This is a genomic window from Janthinobacterium sp. GMG1, assembly GCF_034427795.1.
Classification (GTDB): Bacteria; Pseudomonadota; Gammaproteobacteria; order Burkholderiales; family Burkholderiaceae_D; genus Janthinobacterium.
The window spans coordinates 400,110-418,055 of record NZ_JAXQNT010000003.1; the positions used below are offsets into that span (position 1 = coordinate 400,110).

At 66.6% G+C, this 17,946-nt stretch carries 14 protein-coding genes; 7 read left to right on the plus strand and 7 right to left on the minus strand.

Features of this window, described 5'->3' with window-relative positions:
• Positions 1–20 precede the first annotated feature (20 nt).
• The 3 genes from SJI03_RS10565 to SJI03_RS10575 all read left to right on the plus strand — a co-directional run bounded on the left by SJI03_RS10565 (position 21) and on the right by SJI03_RS10575 (position 2,814).
• Positions 21–866 carry a universal stress protein gene (locus SJI03_RS10565; RefSeq protein WP_322427138.1) on the plus strand — a complete coding sequence of 282 codons (846 nt, stop codon included), beginning with the start codon at positions 21–23 and terminating at the stop codon, positions 864–866.
• Positions 867–967: 101 nt separating this feature from the next.
• Positions 968–2,035 (plus strand): alpha/beta fold hydrolase, encoded by a 1,068-nt coding sequence (locus SJI03_RS10570; RefSeq protein ID WP_322427139.1) that lies wholly within the window; start codon positions 968–970, stop codon positions 2,033–2,035.
• An 80-nt stretch (positions 2,036–2,115) separates the two neighbouring features.
• Complete coding sequence (locus SJI03_RS10575; RefSeq protein ID WP_322427140.1) at positions 2,116–2,814, plus strand: alpha/beta hydrolase; 699 nt, start codon at positions 2,116–2,118, stop codon at positions 2,812–2,814.
• 9 nt (positions 2,815–2,823) lie between these two features.
• On the opposite strand, the gene SJI03_RS10580 is transcribed toward SJI03_RS10575, so the two are convergent.
• Positions 2,824–3,810, minus strand: coding sequence for a magnesium and cobalt transport protein CorA (locus SJI03_RS10580; RefSeq protein WP_099377023.1), 987 nt, complete (start codon positions 3,808–3,810; stop codon positions 2,824–2,826).
• 188 nt (positions 3,811–3,998) lie between these two features.
• Between SJI03_RS10580 and SJI03_RS10585 the strand changes: the two genes are divergently transcribed.
• The 4 genes from SJI03_RS10585 (at position 3,999) to SJI03_RS10600 (ending at position 8,663) form a co-directional block, all read left to right on the plus strand.
• Positions 3,999–4,511 carry a sigma-70 family RNA polymerase sigma factor gene (locus SJI03_RS10585; protein WP_322427141.1) on the plus strand — a complete coding sequence of 171 codons (513 nt, stop codon included), beginning with the start codon at positions 3,999–4,001 and terminating at the stop codon, positions 4,509–4,511.
• Positions 4,508–5,464, plus strand: a complete 957-nt coding sequence (locus SJI03_RS10590; RefSeq protein WP_322427142.1) for a FecR domain-containing protein — start codon at positions 4,508–4,510, stop codon at positions 5,462–5,464. Before SJI03_RS10585 ends, SJI03_RS10590 begins: the two co-directional genes overlap by 4 nt.
• Before the next feature lie 62 nt (positions 5,465–5,526).
• Positions 5,527–7,947 (plus strand): TonB-dependent siderophore receptor, encoded by a 2,421-nt coding sequence (locus SJI03_RS10595; RefSeq protein WP_322427143.1) that lies wholly within the window; start codon positions 5,527–5,529, stop codon positions 7,945–7,947.
• A gap of 161 nt (positions 7,948–8,108) precedes the next feature.
• Positions 8,109–8,663: a hypothetical protein gene (locus SJI03_RS10600; protein ID WP_322427144.1), complete on the plus strand. Its 555-nt coding sequence runs from the start codon at positions 8,109–8,111 to the stop codon at positions 8,661–8,663.
• A 62-nt stretch (positions 8,664–8,725) separates the two neighbouring features.
• Here the strand turns inward: SJI03_RS10600 and SJI03_RS10605 are convergent, their stop codons facing one another.
• From SJI03_RS10605 to paoA, 6 genes are all read right to left on the minus strand, one after another.
• Positions 8,726–11,242 carry an ATP-binding protein gene (locus SJI03_RS10605; protein WP_322427145.1) on the minus strand — a complete coding sequence of 839 codons (2,517 nt, stop codon included), beginning with the start codon at positions 11,240–11,242 and terminating at the stop codon, positions 8,726–8,728.
• 10 nt (positions 11,243–11,252) lie between these two features.
• Entirely contained in the window at positions 11,253–12,281 is a 1,029-nt protein-coding gene (locus tag SJI03_RS10610) for an NrtA/SsuA/CpmA family ABC transporter substrate-binding protein (protein ID WP_322427146.1), read from the minus strand.
• Positions 12,278–13,915 carry a response regulator gene (locus SJI03_RS10615; RefSeq protein WP_322427147.1) on the minus strand — a complete coding sequence of 546 codons (1,638 nt, stop codon included), beginning with the start codon at positions 13,913–13,915 and terminating at the stop codon, positions 12,278–12,280. The genes SJI03_RS10610 and SJI03_RS10615 overlap by 4 nt, the downstream gene beginning before the upstream one ends.
• A 145-nt stretch (positions 13,916–14,060) precedes the next feature.
• Entirely contained in the window at positions 14,061–16,259 is a 2,199-nt protein-coding gene (gene paoC / locus SJI03_RS10620) for an aldehyde oxidoreductase molybdenum-binding subunit PaoC (protein WP_322427148.1), read from the minus strand.
• Positions 16,260–16,263: 4 nt separating this feature from the next.
• Positions 16,264–17,223 carry a xanthine dehydrogenase family protein subunit M gene (locus tag SJI03_RS10625; protein WP_322427149.1) on the minus strand — a complete coding sequence of 320 codons (960 nt, stop codon included), beginning with the start codon at positions 17,221–17,223 and terminating at the stop codon, positions 16,264–16,266.
• The gene (gene paoA, locus SJI03_RS10630) at positions 17,220–17,879 is read right to left on the minus strand and encodes an aldehyde dehydrogenase iron-sulfur subunit PaoA (protein WP_322427150.1); all 660 of its coding nucleotides are present in this window, start codon (positions 17,877–17,879) and stop codon (positions 17,220–17,222) included. The genes SJI03_RS10625 and paoA overlap by 4 nt, the downstream gene beginning before the upstream one ends.
• Positions 17,880–17,946: the final 67 nt, after the last annotated feature.

The window sequence follows — 17,946 nt, forward strand, 5'->3', positions numbered from 1 at the left end:
CGACAACCGAGGAAAACGCCATGCCCTACACCACCCTGCTGGTCCACGTCGACAATTCCCGCCACTGCGCCCAGCGCATCCGCCTGGCCGTGCGCCTGGCCGTCACCGACGGCGCTCACCTGATCGGGTCGGCCATGAGCGGCATCTCGCGCTACGCGTATGGCGGCGGCGTCAACGCGCTGCAGTTCGCGCCGGCGCAGATGCAGGCGCTGCGCACCCAGGCCAGCGAGGCCTTGCACGACTTCGAGCGCATCGCCCGCGAGGAAGGCCTGGACAGTTACGAGACGCGCTTCGTCGACGACGACGCGCAAGGCGCGCTGCTGCTGCAGGCGCGCTATTGCGACTTGCTGATCCTGGGCCAGACGGATGCGCAGGATACGCCCTCGCGCGTCATCGCCGGCACGGCCGAATACCTGATGCTCCACTGCGGCCGGCCCGTGCTGATGGTGCCGCACGCGCCAGCGGCCACGCTATCGGATACCGCGCAGCACCCGCTGCTGGCCTGGAACGGCAGCGCCGAAGCGCTGCGCGCCATCACCGATGCGCTGCCGCTGCTGCAAGGGGCGCGGCAAGTGACCCTGGCCGTCGTCAATTCGCACGCCCAACCGGCCGCGCATGGCGAGCAGCCGGGCGCCGACCTGGCCCTGTACCTGGCGCGCCACGGCGTCAACGTCGAGGTGCTGCAGCACGACACGCCGCCGGGCCAGGACGTGGGCGCGGCCCTGCTGGCCATGGCCGCGCAGCGCCAATGCGACCTGGTCGTGATGGGCTGCTACGGCCACATGCGCCTGCGCGAAGCGCTGCTGGGCGGCGTCACGCGCACGGTGCTGCAGGAGATGACGTTGCCGGTGCTGGTGTCGCATTAGCGCGCAGGCGGGTCCTTCACCCACCCCTCATCTGCCCCTCATCTGTACTTCATGCGCGGCGGCGACACTGGCCATGTCCCCGTCACAGCAAGGAGTACCGCATGAACAGCATCACCGATGCCATCCCCCATTTCCACGCCCGCCGGCGCCTGCTGTCCGGCATGGGCGCGATGGCGGCCCTGGCCGCCTGCGGCGGCGGCAGCGTGCCGCACGCCGCAAAGGTAATCGACCGGCAGATCGGCGTCGCCCCTGGCGTCAGCCTGCATGTGCGCGACTGGCCATCGGCAGGCGGCGACAGCGATGACGTGATCGTGCTGCTGGCCGGCCTGGGCGCCAATGCGCACGCCTTCGACAGCCTGGCCCCCGCGCTGGCGCGCCGCCACCGCGTGCTGGCCATCACGCGGCGCGGCTATGGCGCATCAGGCAAGCCGCTGCCCGCAAACGACGCCAACGATATGACGTATGCCCCCGCCACCCTGGTGGCCGACCTGCTGGCCGTGCTGGACGCACTGAAGGTTCAACGCATCATCCTGGCCGGCCATTCCATCGCCGGCAACGAGCTGACCCTGTTCGCCGGCAGCCACCCGCGGCGCGTGCGGGGACTCGTCTATCTGGACACGACCTTCGATTACCTGGCCAGCGGCGGCTATGAGGCACCGGAACCCACGCCCTTCGACGAACCGCCGCCCGGCCCGGCCGACCTGGCATCGGTGGAGGCCTCGATCGCCTATGCCAGGCGGATCAACAAGCACTGGTGGCCCGCGCTGGAAGCGAACTGGCGCGACGCCCTGGAAGTGCTGCCCGGCGGTGCCGTGCAACCGAATACCCCGCCCGCCATCGCCACGGCCATGGACATGGCCGCGCACAATTTTTCGCCCGACTACCGCCGCGTGCGCGCGCCGGCGCTCGTCATCACCGTCGATCCGGGCACCTTGCGCAACCTGTTTCCCTGGCTGCTGCAAGCAGATCCCGCCACCCGGGCCGCCGCGCAAGCGCTGCTGGACTTTATCCGCCCGCTGCGCCTGGCCGACGGCGAGCGCCTGGCCGCCGCCCTGCCCGGCAGCCGCCACCTGGTGCTACGCGACGGCTTCCACAGCGATTTCTTCATCGAGTACGAGAACACGGTGGTCGACGCCATCGAGGCCATGCGCCGGGAAGGTCTACAATAGGCATGCAGTTGCCCGCCGCGCCGTGAGCACTCGATCCCGGCGCGCTCTTCGCCGTTTCCCTTACATCAAGGAGTACCCGCATGAGCCAGCAAGCCACGATCATCCTCGTCCACGGTTTCTGGGGCGGCGCCGCCCACTGGAGCCGCGTCATTGTCGAATTGCGGCGCCAGGGCCACACAGCCATCCGCGCCGTCGAACTGCCGTTGACGTCATTGGCCGACGACGCCGAGCGCACGCGCAAGATGGTGGCCCAGGTGCATGGTCCGGTATTGCTGGTGGGACACTCCTATGGGGGCGCCGTCATCAGCGTGGCCGGCAATGCACCGAATGTGGTCGGCCTCGTGTACATCGCCGCCTTCGCCCCCGACGCGGGCGAAAGCCCGGGCAGCATCACGCAGGAACACCCGCCCCTGGGCGCGGCCAGCCTGGAAGGCGACAGCGATGGCTACCTGTGGGTCAAGCCCGAGCAATACCATGACAGCTTTTGCCAGGACCTCGACGCGGAAGAAGGCGCCGTGCTGGGCGTGGTGCAGAAAGCGCCGCTGGCCAGCACCTTCGGCGACACCGTCAGCGACCCGGCCTGGAAGCATAAACCCAGCTGGTACCAGATTTCCACTGCCGACCGCATGATTTCCCCCGTCAACCAGGAGCGCATGGCGGCGCGCCTCGGCGCAAGAAAAGTCATCACCCTGAACGCCAGTCACGCCTCGCTGGCCTCGCGTCCCGTGGAAGTGGCGGCGCTGATACTGGAGGCGGCGGGCGCGGTGGCGGGCGGGTAAGCCTGCCGACTACAACCACCCTTCGCGCTTCAGGCGCCGGTGCAGCCAGTAGCAACCGGCGATGATGACAACGATCACGGCCGGATAGCTGCCGCGCCACTTCAGTTCCGGCATGAACTCGAAGTTCATGCCGTACAGGCTGAAGACCATGGTGGGCACGGCCAGGATGGCGGCCCAGGCGGCTAGGCGCTTGACGACTTCGTTCTGGCGGATCGAAATCTGCCCCAGCGCCACCTGCATGGCCGAATTGACCAGTTCGCGCATCTGCCCCGCCGTGTGCGTGACCCGTTTGACGTGGTCGAGAATGTCGCGGTAATAGATGCGGTTTTCCTTGGGCACGATATCGCCATGGAAGCGGATCAGCTGGGTGCAGATGTCGTGCAGCGGGTTGACGGCCGCATCAAGCTTGAGCAGTTCCGTCTTGAGCTGGTAAAAATCCTGCAACTTGTCCTCACTCAAACTGGGCTTGAACAGCTGCAGTTCATAGTGCTGAAACTTCGCCTGCAAATGGTCGATGCAGGGTTGGTACTGGTCGACGATGAAATCGATGATGGAATACAGCACGTAGCCAGGGCCGCTGGCCAGTTTCTCGGGCACGCTTTCCTTGCGTTCGCGCAACTTCGCATAGCCGGCCGAGGGGCCGTGGCGCACCGTGATGATGAAGCGGGGGCCGAGAAAGACGTGGGTTTCGCCGTAGACGATGGCCTCGCCGTCCAGCGTGGCCGTGTGCACCACCATGAACAGGGTGTCGCCGTACTCTTCCAGCTTGGGCCGCTCGTGCGCGCCCTGCGCATCCTCGACGGCCAGTTCGTGCAAGCCAAAGGCCGATTGCAGCGCCTGCATAGCCGTGACGTCGGGGCTGGCCATGCCGATCCAGACGAAACAATCGGGGTCGCCGAGAAAGTCGCCCACCTTGTCGATGTCGAAATGGGCAATCTTCTTGCCATCGCGATACGCTTCGCAATTGACGACGGCGGCGTGGGTACTCAGGTCCATGGTGATTTTCGGCTAAGGGCGGCAATATCGGGGGGCCAGTATAGCGGAAAGAGCATGATTTCCCTGCCAACGGAGCTGCCGCATTGACATTCAGGCACGTCAATGTAAAATGAGAACCATTCGCATTCAAGAAGAGCCTGCACTTGCCAGCCGCCTGGGGGAACTTCAGCGCCAACCTGGAGTGTATCGTGACGTCTGCCGTATCCCCCGCCGCCGATCCTGTCGCACTGCTGTATGGCCAGCACCATCAATGGCTGCTGCGCTGGCTGCGCGGCAAATTGTCCTGTACCGATCACGCGGCCGACCTGGCGCAGGATACCTTCGTCAAGCTGCTGGCCACGCCCGGCGAACGTGCCGTCACCCTGCGCGAGCCGCGCGCCTACCTGACCACCGTGGCGCGCCGCCTGCTGATCGACCACTACCGCCGCCAGTCGCTGGAGCAGGCCTGGCTGGCCACGCTGGCGCAACTGCCCGCGCCCACCGTGCCGTCGGTGGAGGACCGCTTGCTGATCCTGGAAACCCTGCACCAGATCGATGCGATGCTCGACGGCCTGGGCGCGAAAGTGCGCACGGCCTTCCTGCTGTCGCAGCTGGAAGGCTTGGCGTATGCGGACATCGCCGCGCGCCTGAACGTCAGCGAGCGCACCGTCAAGCGCTACATGGTGCAGGCGTTCGAACAATGCATCCTGCTGCTGGCATGAGCACCACTATCGATGCGCGCGCCGCGCGCGAAGCGGCGCACTGGATGATGCGCCTGCAAGGCGGCGAACTGGACGCTGCCGCGCAACAGGGGTTGGCCCGCTGGCGCGCCGCCCACCCCGACCATGAAGCGGCGTGGCAGCGAGCCGAGCAGGTGTGCCGTACCTTCGGCATGCTGCCTCCGCCGCTGGCCATGCCTGTGCTCGACCGCCCGGCCGCCGCGCCGCGCCGCGCCATCCTGAAGACTCTGACCGTGCTGATCGTCGCCGGGCCGGCTGGCTGGGCCATGCTGCGCGTGACGCCATGGCAGGCATGGACAGCCGACCTGCGCACGGCCACGGGTGAAATCCGCCATTTCCCCCTGGCCGACGGCAGCGGCCTGAGCCTGAACACGGCCAGCGCCGCCGACATCGTCTTCGGCGCCGCGCTGCGCCTGGTCCAGCTGCGCGGCGGAGAGATGCACGTGGCGACCAGCCCCGATCCCCTGCGGCGTCCCTTCATCGTGCGCACCAGCAACGGCAGCATCCGCGCCCTCGGCACGCGCTTCACGGTGCGCCAGGAAGACAGCTTGCCGGGCGCGCGCACCCACGTGGCCGTCTCGCAGGGCGCCGTGGAAGTGCGACCTACTGAAGGCAGGCCCGTCATCGTGCAGGCCGGCTGGCAAGCCAGTTTCGACGAGGCGGCCGCCAGCGCGCCGCAGCCGCTGGCGCCCCATGCGGACGCCTGGACCAGGGGCTTGCTGTATGCGGACGACACGCCGCTGGCCGACGTGCTGGCGCAACTGGCCCGCTACCGCCACGGCGTCGTGCGCTGCGATCCCGCCGTGGCGCGGCTGAGGGTGTCGGGCGTGTACCAGCTGCGCGACACGGACGCCCTGCTGGCCCTGCTGCAAGCGTCGCTGCCCATCCGCGTGCGGCGCCACAGCCGTTGGTGGATTTCCGTCGAACCCGCATAAATATTCTTTAAAAAAATGTCCCTTTCGCGCATGTGCCCCGTCAATCCAGGCAAGACCAACACATGAACGAAGGGAAACAAGCAATGAAGCACTACCGCCACACCAGCATCACCCTGGCCCTGCTGGGCAGCCTGGCCTTGAGCGCGCCCGCATCCGCCCAGCAGCAACCGCTGCAGGCGCCCGCGCGCCACTATCAGGTGGCCGCCGGCCCCCTCGGCGCCGTCCTGTCCGCGTTTGCGGCCGACGCCGGGGTCAGCATTTCCGGCGCCGCCAGCCTGTATGCGGGCTTGCACAGCCGGGGCTTGCATGGCAGTTACCAGGTGGCCGACGGTTTCGCCCGCCTGCTGGACGGCAGCGGCCTATACGCTGTCGACCAGGGCGGCGGCCACTACGCCGTGCGCAGGCTGCCATCGGCGGCCGACGCGGCCACCCTGCCCGGCATCGCCGTGCGCGCCACGGCCGAGCGCAGCACGAGCACGGAAGGCACGGGCTCGTACACGACGCCGGCCACGGCCAGCGCCACGGGCCTGGTGCTGGCCTTGCGCGAAACACCGCAATCGGTCAGCGTCATCACGCGCCAGCGCATGGACGACCAGGACTTGCTGACGGTGCGCGACGTGCTGCGCAACACGCCCGGCATCGCCGTCAACCAGTTCGACACGGAACGCAGCACCTTTTCCGCGCGCGGCTTCGACGTCGACAACTTCCAGTACGACGGCGTGCCCACCACCTATAAGGTGCAGTATTCGGGCGGCGAATCGGAAATGGATTCGCTCATTTACGACCGCGTGGAAGTGACGCGCGGCGCCACGGGATTGCTGACGGGCGCCGGCTACCCGTCAGCCTCGATCAACCTGGTGCGCAAACGGGCCAGCGCCAGGCAATTCGAAGGGCAGTGGTCGCTGGCGGCCGGCTCGTGGAGCGATTACCGGGGCACCGTCGACCTGGCCACGCCGCTGAACGGGGACGGCTCCGTGCGCGGCCGGGTGGCGGGCGCCTGGCAAGACCGCAAGTCGTTTACCAATGGCTATTCGAACCAGCGCCAGCTCGCCTACGCCACCGTCGAGGCGGACCTGGCGCCCGGCACGGTGGCGACGCTGGGCGCCAGCTACCAGCAGAACGATCCGAAAGGCAGCAACTGGGGCGGCTTCCCCCTGTGGTACAGCGACGGTACGCGCACCAATTTCGACCGTTCCGTCACGACGGCGCCCCGCTGGGCCGCCTGGGCCACGGAACAGACGAACGTGCACGCCACCGTGGAACACGCGCTGGGCCAGGGCTGGAAGGCGCAGGCGCAGGCCATGTACAGCAAGCACACGGAAGACACGCCGCTGGTGTTCCTGGCCGAACGGCCGGATCGCATCACGGGTCTCGGCATGCTCGGCTATCCGAACCGCTACATCGGCGCGCGCGAGCAGAGCAGCGCGGACGTGAAGCTGTCTGGCCCGTTCACCCTGAGCGGACGCCAGCATGAAGTCATCGTCGGCGCCAATTACACGCTGCAACACGCCGAGTTCAGCGTCAAGGAAGCGCTCGACCCTGAACCGATCGGCAACTTCCTCGCCTGGGACGGCAGCTACCCGCAGCCGGCCTGGGGCGAACTCGTGCTGTCGGAAAAATACACGACCAAGCAATATGGCGCCTACGGCGCGGCGCGGCTGAACCTTGCCGAGCACACCAAGCTGATCCTCGGCGGGCGTTTGACGCGCTGGGACAAGGACCGCATCGGCTTTGACGGCAGCGCCCGCTTTGCCTTCGCCAAGAGCAAGTTCGTGCCCTACGCAGGCGTGGTGGTGGACCTGAACGACACGTATTCGGCATATGCCAGCTACACGGACATCTTCCGCCCGCAGGAAAACCAGGACCGCACGGGCGCCTGGCTGGACCCGCTGACAGGGCGAAGCATGGAAATGGGCTTGAAGGGAGAACTGGCCGAAGGCCGGGCCAACGCTGCCATCGGCATCTTTGAAATCAGGCAGGACAAGCTGGCCCAGCCGGACGGCGCCCACCGCGTGCCCGGCACCACCACGCAAGCGTATTATGCGGCGCGCGGCGCCACCAGCCGCGGCATCGAGGGGGAATTGTCGGGCAGCGTGGCGCCGGGCTGGAACGTGACGGCCAGCGCCAGCCACTTCCGCGCCAGGGACCGCGAGCAGCAGGATATCAACACCCTCTCGCCCCGCTCGACGGCGCGCTTGTTTGCCACCTGGAAGGTACAACCCGACCTCACCGTGGGCGGCGGCGTCAACTGGCAAAGCAAGTTCTACTTTGACGACGAAGGGCCGAACGGCAAGGAAAGAGTGACGCAGGAGGCCTACAGCACGGCGAGCCTGATGGCCACGTACCAGCTGACGCGCCAGCTGACGGCCCAGCTGAACGTGGAAAACATCCTCGACAAGAAGTACATCAACATCAATACCTATGCACAAGGCACGTATGGCATGCCGCGCAGCGTACGGGGGACCTTGACGTACCGGTTCTGAACCTTGGTACCGGAGCGCAGGCGAGGCGCACCGGTACCGGCGTTCTTCATGGCAAGAGAATGACAGCGCGCCACGTGACAATTCGTGAGTTTTCCTTATGGAAATATCCGTAGAATCACGGCGCGCCACGGCACGCCCTGCCGTGCATCACTGATCCTACTATGAAAAAAATCATTATCACTATTCTTGCAACCATGCTCTCCGCCTGTGGCGGCGGTGGAGGTGGTGGCGATACCGCACCTGCGCCATCGGTCATCGCGGCCATCAGCAGCGGTACATTGGACGGCAAGTGGAAGTGTGCAACTGGCTCGCAAACGCTGGGGCAAATTGCCGCCGGCGCCGGCGATACCTTGCAGATATCGGGCCTCGCCTACTACCCTTACCTGGGGGCATCGGCACAAACGCTATCCTTAAACCAGGGCATCATCACTGGCCCTGATACCGCGCATTATGGCGGCGCCGGCAATTTTGCCAGCCAATTGATCAACGACCGCATCTATCCGGTGATCCATCTTGCCGACAAAATCGGCTATGCCGGCATCTATAGCACGCAAGATGCGCCGATTGGACGAGGCCGGGAATTCCGCCTGAATGCCAGCGGCAACCTGGTGGTAAAAGATTACGCAGTAAAATTCCTGTATGACACGGTCTTCTCGGATGCCAGCGGCAAGGCCGCGAACCTGGACATTACCGAAACGACTTGTACGAAAGCGTAGTACGCCCGCCCCTGCAAGCAACCCGGCAAGGCACTGACTGCCTTGCCGCTCCCTCCCAGGCTCTACCCTGTCGCAATAACCTTGTTCAAGGCGCGTCGCAATTCCTTCAGCCGGGGCGGCTTGCCCAGCACGCAGTTGACGTGTTCGGGATAGTCGCTGTCGGCCGCCAGGCGCTGGCCCCAGCCCGTGAGCATGATGATGGGCGTGGCCGGCGAGCACTGGCGCACGGCGCTGGCCACCTTGCGCCCGTCCACGTGAGGCATGCCCAGGTCCGTGATGACTACCGAAAAATGCGCGTGCCTGTCGTGCGCGGCCAGGAAGCTGTCGATGCCGGCCTGGCCACCATCGGCGGACACCACCTCGTGGCCATCGATTTCCAGGATGTCGCGCAGGGACTTGAGCACCATCGGATCGTCGTCCACCACGAGGATGCGCAGGCGCGGCGGCACGGCGTGGGCCGTGTCGGAGGCTTCATGTTCCTCATCCGCCTCGCAGGCAGGAAAAACCAGGCGCACCGCCGTGCCCTGCCCCGGCGCCGTGACGATGTCGATGCTGGCGCCATGGCGCTCCATCATGCCATACACCATGGCCAGGCCCAGGCCCGTGCCGCGCTCGCCTTTGGTGGTGAAAAACGGTTCCAGGCAGCGGCGGCGCGTATTCTCGTCCATGCCGATGCCCGTGTCGCCCACTTCGACCTGCACCTGGCGCGCCACCTGGCCGGGCACGCCGATGCAGCTGGTGCGCACAGTCAGGGTGCCGCCTTCCGGCATGGCGTCGACGGCGTTGAAAACCAGGTTCGTCAGCGCTTCGCGCAGTTCGCCCACGCTGCCGGGCAGCATGGGCAGCTCGTCCGCCAGCTCCGTGTGCAGGGCGATGACGATGCCGCGCTGCTGCGGCATGTCGCTCCAGCGCGCGCGCGTCAGGTCCAGCACCTGCTGCACCACCAGGTTGGCATTGATGGGCGACAACGCCAGTTGCGGTTCGCGCTGGCGGTAGAATTCGCGCATGCGCGCCACGGTGGCGGCCACATCGTCGATGGCGCGCTCGATCACTTCCAGGCAATGCCGGCCCTGCGGACTGAGATTGGTTTCCGTTTCCAGCAGCGATTCCGTGTACAGCGCCACGGGGGAAATGGCGTTATTGATATCGTGCGCGATGCCGCTGGCCATCTGCCCCAACGCGCGCAGGCGTTCCTGCTGCATCACCGACTGCTGCGTCTGGCGTAAATCGTCATACGCGCGCTGCAGTGCGCCGTAGAGCTGCGCCTGGTTGGCGGCCAGCGCCACGTGCTCGCTCAGCTGGCTGAGAAATTCGCACTCGCCGCTGGTAAAGCTGTGTGCGCTACGGCGCGCCACAATCAAGATGCCGAAGACCGTGTTTTCGGCCAGCAGCGGTGCCATGACGAGAGCGCGCAGCCCTCCTTGCGCCAGCCGCTGCGGAAACGGAAACGCCACCTCGGCGATGTCGGCTTCATACACGAGCTTGCCGCGCACGCAGCTCGACAGGCCATTCTCGTCGATGGGAATGTGCGCGTGTTCGCTCATCATGAACGACAGCGCCAGCGCCTCGCTGCGCACGCCCACGCACGTCACCTGCAGCGCGTGCTGGGACGGCTCGTACAGGCAGATACAGCTGAAATCGATGGGCAGCTGCTCTTCCAGGCTGCGCACCACCACCTGGAAAATGCTGCGCAAGTCCTGCCGCTCGCCGATCGAGCGCGTAATCTGCTGCAGCAGGTTCAGGCGCTCGAGCTGCTCGTGCACCTTGCGCTCGGCCAGCTGGCGCTCGGCGATCTGCGTTTCCAGGGCGGCATTCGTGTGCGCCAGCTCGTCGCGCGAGACCGTGGTGCGCCGCAGCTTGTCCGTCATGCCGTCGAAGGCGCGCGCCAGGTCGCCGATCTCATTTCTGGTGTTGAGGCCGAGCGCAAAATCGAGCTTGCCGGCGCCAACGATCAGGGTACCCTGGCGCAGCTTTTCCAGCGGTCCCGTCACGCTCGTCATGGTGAAGTAGATCAGACCGGCCACCAGCGCGATGATCATCCCGCCAAACAACATCACGGCCACGTTGGCCCGCTGCTGGGCATCGAGCACGCCTTGCCGGCTCAATTCGGACAGCCGCATCGCATCCGAGATCATGCCCTGCACCTTGCCCATGATCTGGCCGGACAGGCGCGACTCCAGTTCGCCCAGTACCTCGCGCCGCTGCGGGTCCTGTCCCAGCTCGCGGTGATTCGCCACAAACAGGTTGAACAGGCCGCCCACGCCGGCCAGGTCGGCCTGCAATGCGCGCAGCAGCGCGCGCTCCTCGCCGCCGTTGAAGGCGGGCGTGGCCAGCAGGCCCGAAGACAGCGAGTCGCTGCGCAGCTGCCACTGGGCCCGCGTGCGCGTGCCATGGTGCAGCGCGTATTCGATCGACAGGTAGCGCAGCGACGTGACGGCTTGCAGGATATCGGCCGCCGCCTTGTTCTTCGCCAGTTCGCGCTGCATCGCCAGGGTGGTGGAAAACAGCACGGCGACGATGATGGCCACGAGCACCACGCAAAACAGTTGGGCCAGCTTGAAGCGCGTGACGATTTTCACGGTGGCCTTCTCAATGAATGACCGTCACGGCCGATGGCGCCACGGCTTCCAGGCCGTCCAGGTAGACGGCGTCGAGGAAGTTCGGCATGTCGCTGCGCTCGCCCAGCCGGTTCTTGATGGCCCAGCGCGCCTCGTCTTCCAGCGCCAGCAGCAAGCCCTGATCAAGCACGATATCAAATTGATAGCGGTGCCAGGCCGCCCGCAGGCGCGCCGCCTCGCTGGCCGACGCGCTGGAAAACAGGGCCCGCGCGGCATCGGGCTCGTCCCGGCAAAAGCGCGCGCCGGCGATCAGCGCGCGCAGCACCTTGCGCATCGTCGCCGGGTGGGCACGCACATAGTCGCCCGTGCCGGCCACATTGAACAGGCCGGCATACACATCCTCGCCATAGAAGATGGCCGCCTTGCCCGCGATGGCCTGCGTCATGCCCGTCAGGAACGGCTCCCAGCCGGCCGCCGCATCGACCTCGCCGCGCGCCAGCGCCCCGGCCAGCTGGTCCGGCGTGTAGTTGTGCAAGGTGACTTCCGCGGGCAACAGCTTCTGGCGGTTCAAGAAGGCGTCCAGCGTGAATTGGCCGGACGTGCCCAGGGTCACGCCGATGCGCTTGCCCTTCAGGCTGGCGGGCGTGGATACGCCGCGGTCCAGGCGCCCGACGATGCCGTGGTCGCGCTCGGCCTCGAAGATGCTGGCGAGGATGACGACGGACTGGTTTTTGAGGCTGGCCAGTACCACGGGAATATCGGAAACCGTGCCCAGGTCGGCCTTGCCCTGCAGCACGGCTTCCAGCGACGCCTTGCCCGACGAATACGGCTGCAGCTGCGCGTCGATACCCTCGCGCGCGAAATAGCCGTGCCCATGCGCGGCCAGCACGGGGCAGCTGCCCACGTATTCCGCATTCACGGCCAGGCGCAGCACTTCCACGGGAGCGGGCGGCGGCGCGGGACGGGCAGCGAGCCGCCAGAGAGCGAGGGCGGCCAGCGCCGCCAGCAGCAGTGCGGCCGCCAGCCAGACCGCCCGCCGCGCCGGCGCCAGGCCGCTCATGCGCTGCACTGCGCCGTGGCCGAGTCCAGCGCGCTGTTGATGGCCTCGGAAAACGCCTGCACGTCGATCGGCTTGGTGAGATAGCGGTAAAACCCGGCCGCCAGCCCCTGGCGGATATCGCCGGGTCCGGCCACGGCCGTCAGGGCGATGACGGGGATATGCGCGGTACGCGGATCGGCGCGCAGCAGCTGCATGACTTGCGTGCCGCGGATGTCGGGCAGGTCGCAATCCATCAGTATCAACTGCGGCAGATGGCGGCGCGCCATGTCCAGCCCCGTTTGCCCGTCGCCGGCCGACAGCAGGTCAAGGTCGGGGCGAAAATGGATCAGGCCCGCCACCAGGGTCACGTTCAGGGGATTGTCTTCCACATACAGCAGCGTCTTGCGGTCTGGCAATGGTGGCGTTTCGGCGGGCCGGGCCATGACGGGCAGGTGCGGACTGTCCTGCAACGGCTGGCGCGCCGGGCAACTGGCAATATCGAGCCAGAAGGTGCTGCCACGTCCGGGCGTGCTGGCCACGCCGAGCCGGGCCTGCATGGCTTCGGCCAGGCGCTTGCTGACCACCAGCCCCAATCCCGTGCCCTCCTCGTCGCGCGCATCGCGTCCCAGCCGGTTGAAGGGCTGGAACAGCGCCTCGAGCTGCGCGGCGCTCAGCCCGGCGCCCGTGTCGCGCACGGACAGGCGCAGCTGGCGCACGTCGACGGGCTGGCAATCGACGTGGATCTCGCCCTGGTCGCGGTTGTACTTGACGGCGTTCGACAGCAGGTTGATCAGCACCTGCTTGAGGCGCGTGCGGTCGGCCAGCACATGCACGCCGTCCGCTTCGACGAATGTCAGGGTGATGCCGCGCTTGTGCGCCAGCGGCTCCATCATTTGCCAGCATTCGTGGTAGATGCCGGCCAGGTCCACGGGTTCCATCGACAGCGACATATTGCCCGACTCGATCCTGGCGATATCGAGGATATCGTTGATCAAAGTCAACAGGTGCCGGCCGGCGCCGAAGATGTGCGAGGCAAAGGTTTTCCTTTCCTGCGCCGTCGAAGGGATGGAATCGGATGTCAGCATCTGCGAAAAACCGAGGATGGCGTTGAGCGGCGTGCGCAACTCGTGGCTCATGCTGGACAGGAAATTGGTCTTTTCCTGGTTTGCCCGCTCGGCCACCTCGCGGGCCAGCTGCAAATCCTTGTTCATGGCGTCCAGTTCGGCCGTGTGCTGGCGCAGCAGCAGTTCCAGGCGCGCATTGGCGATGCGCAATTGGCGCGTTTCCAGCGCCCGCACCAGTATCAGCAGGATACCCGAGACCTTGAACGGCTTGACGACATAATCAAGTGCCCCCGCCTTCATGGCCTGCACGGCCGACGCGATCGTGCCTTCGCCCGTCATGATGATGCACGCCAGGTCAGGATCGATCCGGCGGGCCGCTTCCACCACGGCGATGCCGTTCATGCCTGGCATCATCAGGTCGACCAGCAGCAGGTCGAACGATTCGACGGCCAGCAGCGATAGCGCCGCCTCGCCCGAAGCGAGGCCCGTCGTGTCGTAGGTCTGGCCGCGCAGGGTCTCGCAAAGGGCGCGCACATGCGCCAGCTCGTCATCGACGATCAGTATCCGCGGCGGCATTGGCGAGCTGTTCATGCATTCTCCTGGCGGCATTGAGCTTGCGGGCCGCGAATGTGCCCCGCAAGATGCGTTCCGAGCATAGCACCTGAAAATTACCAAAAATACACGCTTTGTCACGCGCGCGGCGCGAGGCCGACGCCAAGCCGACGCCAAGCCGAGTCTAGGCCATTATGGGCAGCCCCCGCAGCAGCTTGTCCAACGTTACCGGATAGTCGCGCACGCGCACGCCGGTGGCGTTGTAGACGGCATTGGCCACAGCGGCCGCCACGCCGCAAATGCCCAGCTCGCCCACGCCCTTGGCTTTCATGGGCGAAGACATGGGGTCCGTTTCGTCGAGGAAGATGACGTCCTGATGCGGGATGTCGGCGTGCACGGGCACTTCGTAGCCGGCCAGGTCGTGGTTGACGAAGAAGCCGCGGCGCTGGTCGACCACCAGTTCTTCCATCAGGGCCGCGCCCACGCCCATGGTCATGGCGCCGATCACCTGGCTGCGGGCCGCTTTCGGGTTCAGGATGCGGCCGGCCGCGCACACGGCCAGCATGCGGCGCACGCGCACTTCGCCCGTATCGCTGTCCACACCCACCTCGACGAAATGCGCGCCGAACGTCGATTGCTGGAATTTCTTATCGAGGTCGCCGTATTCCATGTGGTCTTCCGCAACGACGTCGCCATGGTAGGCGGCGGCAGCGAGCGGCACGCTGCGCTCGCCCTGGCTCACCTGTCCATCGGAAAAGCGCGCGTCCTTCTCGTCAAAGCCCAGCTTGCCGGCGATGGCCTGGCGCAGGCGCACGCAGGCCGCGTACACGCCGGCAGTGGAACTGTTGCCGCCCCACTGCCCGCCCGACCCGGCCGAAACGGGAAAATCCGAGTCGCCGAGGCGCACGATGACACGGTTCAAGGTGACGCCCAGCATTTCCGCCGCCGTCTGCGCGATGATGGTATAGCTGCCCGTGCCGATATCCGTCATATCCGTTTCCACCGTGATTACGCCATTGCCATCGAGGCGCACGCGGGCGGCGGACTGCATGACGAGGTTGTTGCGGAAGGCCGCCGCCACGCCCATGCCCACGAGCCAGCGCCCGTCGCGCCGCATGCCCGGCTGCGCTGATCTCTCCTTCCAGCCGAATTCCACGGCGCCCGTGCGCAGGCAGTCGATCAGCCGGCGCTGGGAAAACGGCCGGCCCGGTTTTTCCGGGTCCACTTTCGTGTCGTTCAGGATGCGGAACACGATGGGGTCCATTCTCAGCTTGTCCGCCATCTCGTCCATGGCGATTTCCAGCGCCATCAGCCCCGGCGCCTCGCCCGGCGCGCGCATGGCATTGCCTTCCGGCAGGTCGAGAACGGCCAGACGCATGGCCGTCATGCGGTTTGGCCCCGCGTACAGCAAGCGCGTCTGCATCACGGCCGTTTCCGGCTGGCCACCTTTGAGGTCGCCGGACCACGATTCATGGCCGATGGCCGTGATCTTGCCGTCGCGCGTGGCGCCAAGGCGCAGGCGCTGGATGGTGGCGGGCCGGTGCGTCGTGTTGTTGAACATCAAAGGCCGCGTCAGGGCCACCTTGACGGGACGCTGCACCGCGCGCGCGCCCAGCGCCGCCAGCAAGGCTTCCGCGCGCACGAACAGCTTGCCGCCGAAACCGCCGCCGATGTACGGCGAAACGATGCGCACCTTGTCTTTCGACAGCCCCAGGGTGCGGGCCAGATCGCCCCGGCCCCAGTCCACCATCTGGTTCGCCGTCCACACCGTCAATGTATCGCCGTCCCAGGCGGCGATCGAGGCGTGCGGCTCCATCATGGCGTGCGACTGGTCAGGCGTCGTGTAGGTGGCGTCCACGCGCACGGGGGCAGCAGCATAGGCACCGGCAAAATTGCCCGTCTTGCTGTCGGGCTTGCCGTCTTTCGGCTTGCTCGCCGTGCCCTTGGCCGTGGCCAGGTCGAAAGCGCCCTTCTGCTCGACATACTTAACATCGAGCAACTGCGCGGCCGAGCGAGCCTGTTCGAAGGTTTCCGCCACCACCAGCGCGATGGCCTGGTGGTAATGTTCAATGTCCGGACCACCGAGCAGCTTCGCCGTATTCATCTTGCCTTTGCCAAGCTTGCCGGCCGATTCCGCCGTCACCACGGCCAGCACGCCGGGTGCGCGCCGGGCGGCGCTGGTGTCGATGGAAGCGATGCGCCCCTTGGCAATCGCCGCGCCGACGACATGACCGTAGGCCGCATGCGGCGCGGCCTTGTTCTGTTCATACGCGTATGGCGCCGTGCCCGTGGTTTTCAGGGGACCGTCGATGCGGTCCGTGGGGCGGCCGACGACTTTCAGCTGGTCGATGGGATTGGTGGTGGCGGGTGTCGTGAATTTCATGGCCCTAGCCTTTCTTCGCTTGTGCTTCAGCCAATACGGACGCCACGGTGCGCTGCGCCAGGGTCACCTTGAAGGCATTGTCGTCAGTCGGCTTGGCGCCGGCCAGCAACTGCTGGCTCACGGCGGCGGCGCCATTCGGTATCGCCTGCTCGGCAGCAGGCACTCGCCACGGCTGCGGCGCGACGCCGCCCAGGGCCAGCTTGCCCGTGCCATTGGGCAAGATGATGGCCGCCACGGACACCAGCGCGAACGCGTACGAGGCGCGGTCGCGCACCTTGCGGTAGACATGCATGCCGCCTACGGGCCGGGGCAAGGTCACGCTGGTGATCAGTTCGCCCGGCTGCAACACGGTTTCCAGTTGCGGCGTGTTGCCCGGCAAACGGTAAAAGTCGGCGATGGGGATGCTGCGCACGGCGCCGTCGGCCCGCACCGTGTCGATGCTGGCGTCAAGCACGCGCATGGCCACGGCCATGTCGCTCGGGTGCGTGGCGATGCAGTCGCCGCTGCCACCCAGAATCGCCAGCGGCCGGCTGAAGCCGACTATGGCCGAGCAGCCGCTGCCCGGCACGCGCTTGTTGCAGGCCTGGTTCGTGTCATAAAAGTAAGGACAGCGCGTGCGCTGCAGCAGATTGCCCGCCGTCGTCGCCTTGTTGCGCAGCTGCGCGGACGCGCCGGCCAGCAAGGCGCGCGACAGCACGCCATAATCGCGCCGCACCGTGGCGTGGGCTGCCAAGGCCGTGTTGCGTACGAGGGCGCCGATGCGCAAGCCGCCGTCCTTTGTTGCTTCCACTTTGTCCAGCGCGAGGCCATTGACGTCGATCAAATGCGCGGGCGTCTCGATCTCGAGTTTCATCAGGTCGAGCAGATTCGTGCCGCCCGCGATGAAGCGGGCGCCCGGCGTGTTCAAGGCGGCGGCCGCCGCTTCGGCCGGCGAGGCGGCCTTCTGGTAGCTGAATACTCTCATGCCGGCCTCCCCGCCACCTCGGTGATGGCCTCGATGATGTTGGAGTAGGCGCCGCAACGGCAGATGTTGCCGCTCATGCGCTCGCGCAATTCTTCCGGCGTCACCGAGGGGGCCGCATTCAAGTCGGTGCTGACGTGGCTGGGGATGCCCTGGCGGATTTCTCCCAGTGCGGCCACGGCCGAGCAGATCTGCCCCGGCGTGCAGTAGCCGCACTGGTAACCGTCATGCGCGATGAAGGCGGCCTGCATCGGGTGCAGCTTGTCGGGCGTGCCGAGTCCCTCGATGGTGGTCACCTTGGCGCCGTCATGCATCACAGCAAGCGTTAAACAGGCATTGATGCGCTGGCCATCGAGCATGACGGTGCAGGCGCCGCACTGGCCGTGGTCGCAACCCTTTTTGGTGCCCGTCAGGTGCAGCTGTTCGCGCAAGGCGTCGAGCAAGCTGGTGCGCGTGTCGAGTTCCAGGCTGTGGCGCTGGCCGTTGACGTCCAGGCTGACTTTCATCAGGACGGGCGGCGGAGAAGCGCCGGCCAGGCTGGCCGCATTGACGGCCTCGGCCGCCCCTGCCACGCCGGGCACGGCCGCCGCCGTGGCCGACAGCGCGCCGGCGATCAGCACGCCGCGCCTGCCGGCATTGATGTGATTACACTCTGTCATGTCGCGCTTCCTCCTGGCTGTGGACTGGCTGGGTGGGCGCATGCAGGCCCGAAGCAGCAGTCTGACG

What these genes read in the sequence shown, in the direction of transcription:
- SJI03_RS10565 (WP_322427138.1), top strand. Translation starts at nt 21, where the DNA reads ATGCCCTACACCACCCTGCTGGTCCACGTCGACAATTCCCGCCACTGC.
- SJI03_RS10570 (WP_322427139.1), top strand. Translation starts at nt 968, where the DNA reads ATGAACAGCATCACCGATGCCATCCCCCATTTCCACGCCCGCCGGCGC.
- SJI03_RS10575 (WP_322427140.1), top strand. Translation starts at nt 2,116, where the DNA reads ATGAGCCAGCAAGCCACGATCATCCTCGTCCACGGTTTCTGGGGCGGC.
- SJI03_RS10580 (WP_099377023.1), bottom strand. Translation starts at nt 3,810, where the DNA reads ATGGACCTGAGTACCCACGCCGCCGTCGTCAATTGCGAAGCGTATCGC.
- SJI03_RS10590 (WP_322427142.1), top strand. Translation starts at nt 4,508, where the DNA reads ATGAGCACCACTATCGATGCGCGCGCCGCGCGCGAAGCGGCGCACTGG.
- SJI03_RS10595 (WP_322427143.1), top strand. Translation starts at nt 5,527, where the DNA reads ATGAACGAAGGGAAACAAGCAATGAAGCACTACCGCCACACCAGCATC.
- SJI03_RS10600 (WP_322427144.1), top strand. Translation starts at nt 8,109, where the DNA reads ATGAAAAAAATCATTATCACTATTCTTGCAACCATGCTCTCCGCCTGT.
- SJI03_RS10610 (WP_322427146.1), bottom strand. Translation starts at nt 12,281, where the DNA reads ATGAGCGGCCTGGCGCCGGCGCGGCGGGCGGTCTGGCTGGCGGCCGCA.
- SJI03_RS10615 (WP_322427147.1), bottom strand. Translation starts at nt 13,915, where the DNA reads ATGAACAGCTCGCCAATGCCGCCGCGGATACTGATCGTCGATGACGAG.
- paoC (WP_322427148.1), bottom strand. Translation starts at nt 16,259, where the DNA reads ATGAAATTCACGACACCCGCCACCACCAATCCCATCGACCAGCTGAAA.
- SJI03_RS10625 (WP_322427149.1), bottom strand. Translation starts at nt 17,223, where the DNA reads ATGAGAGTATTCAGCTACCAGAAGGCCGCCTCGCCGGCCGAAGCGGCG.
- paoA (WP_322427150.1), bottom strand. Translation starts at nt 17,879, where the DNA reads ATGACAGAGTGTAATCACATCAATGCCGGCAGGCGCGGCGTGCTGATC.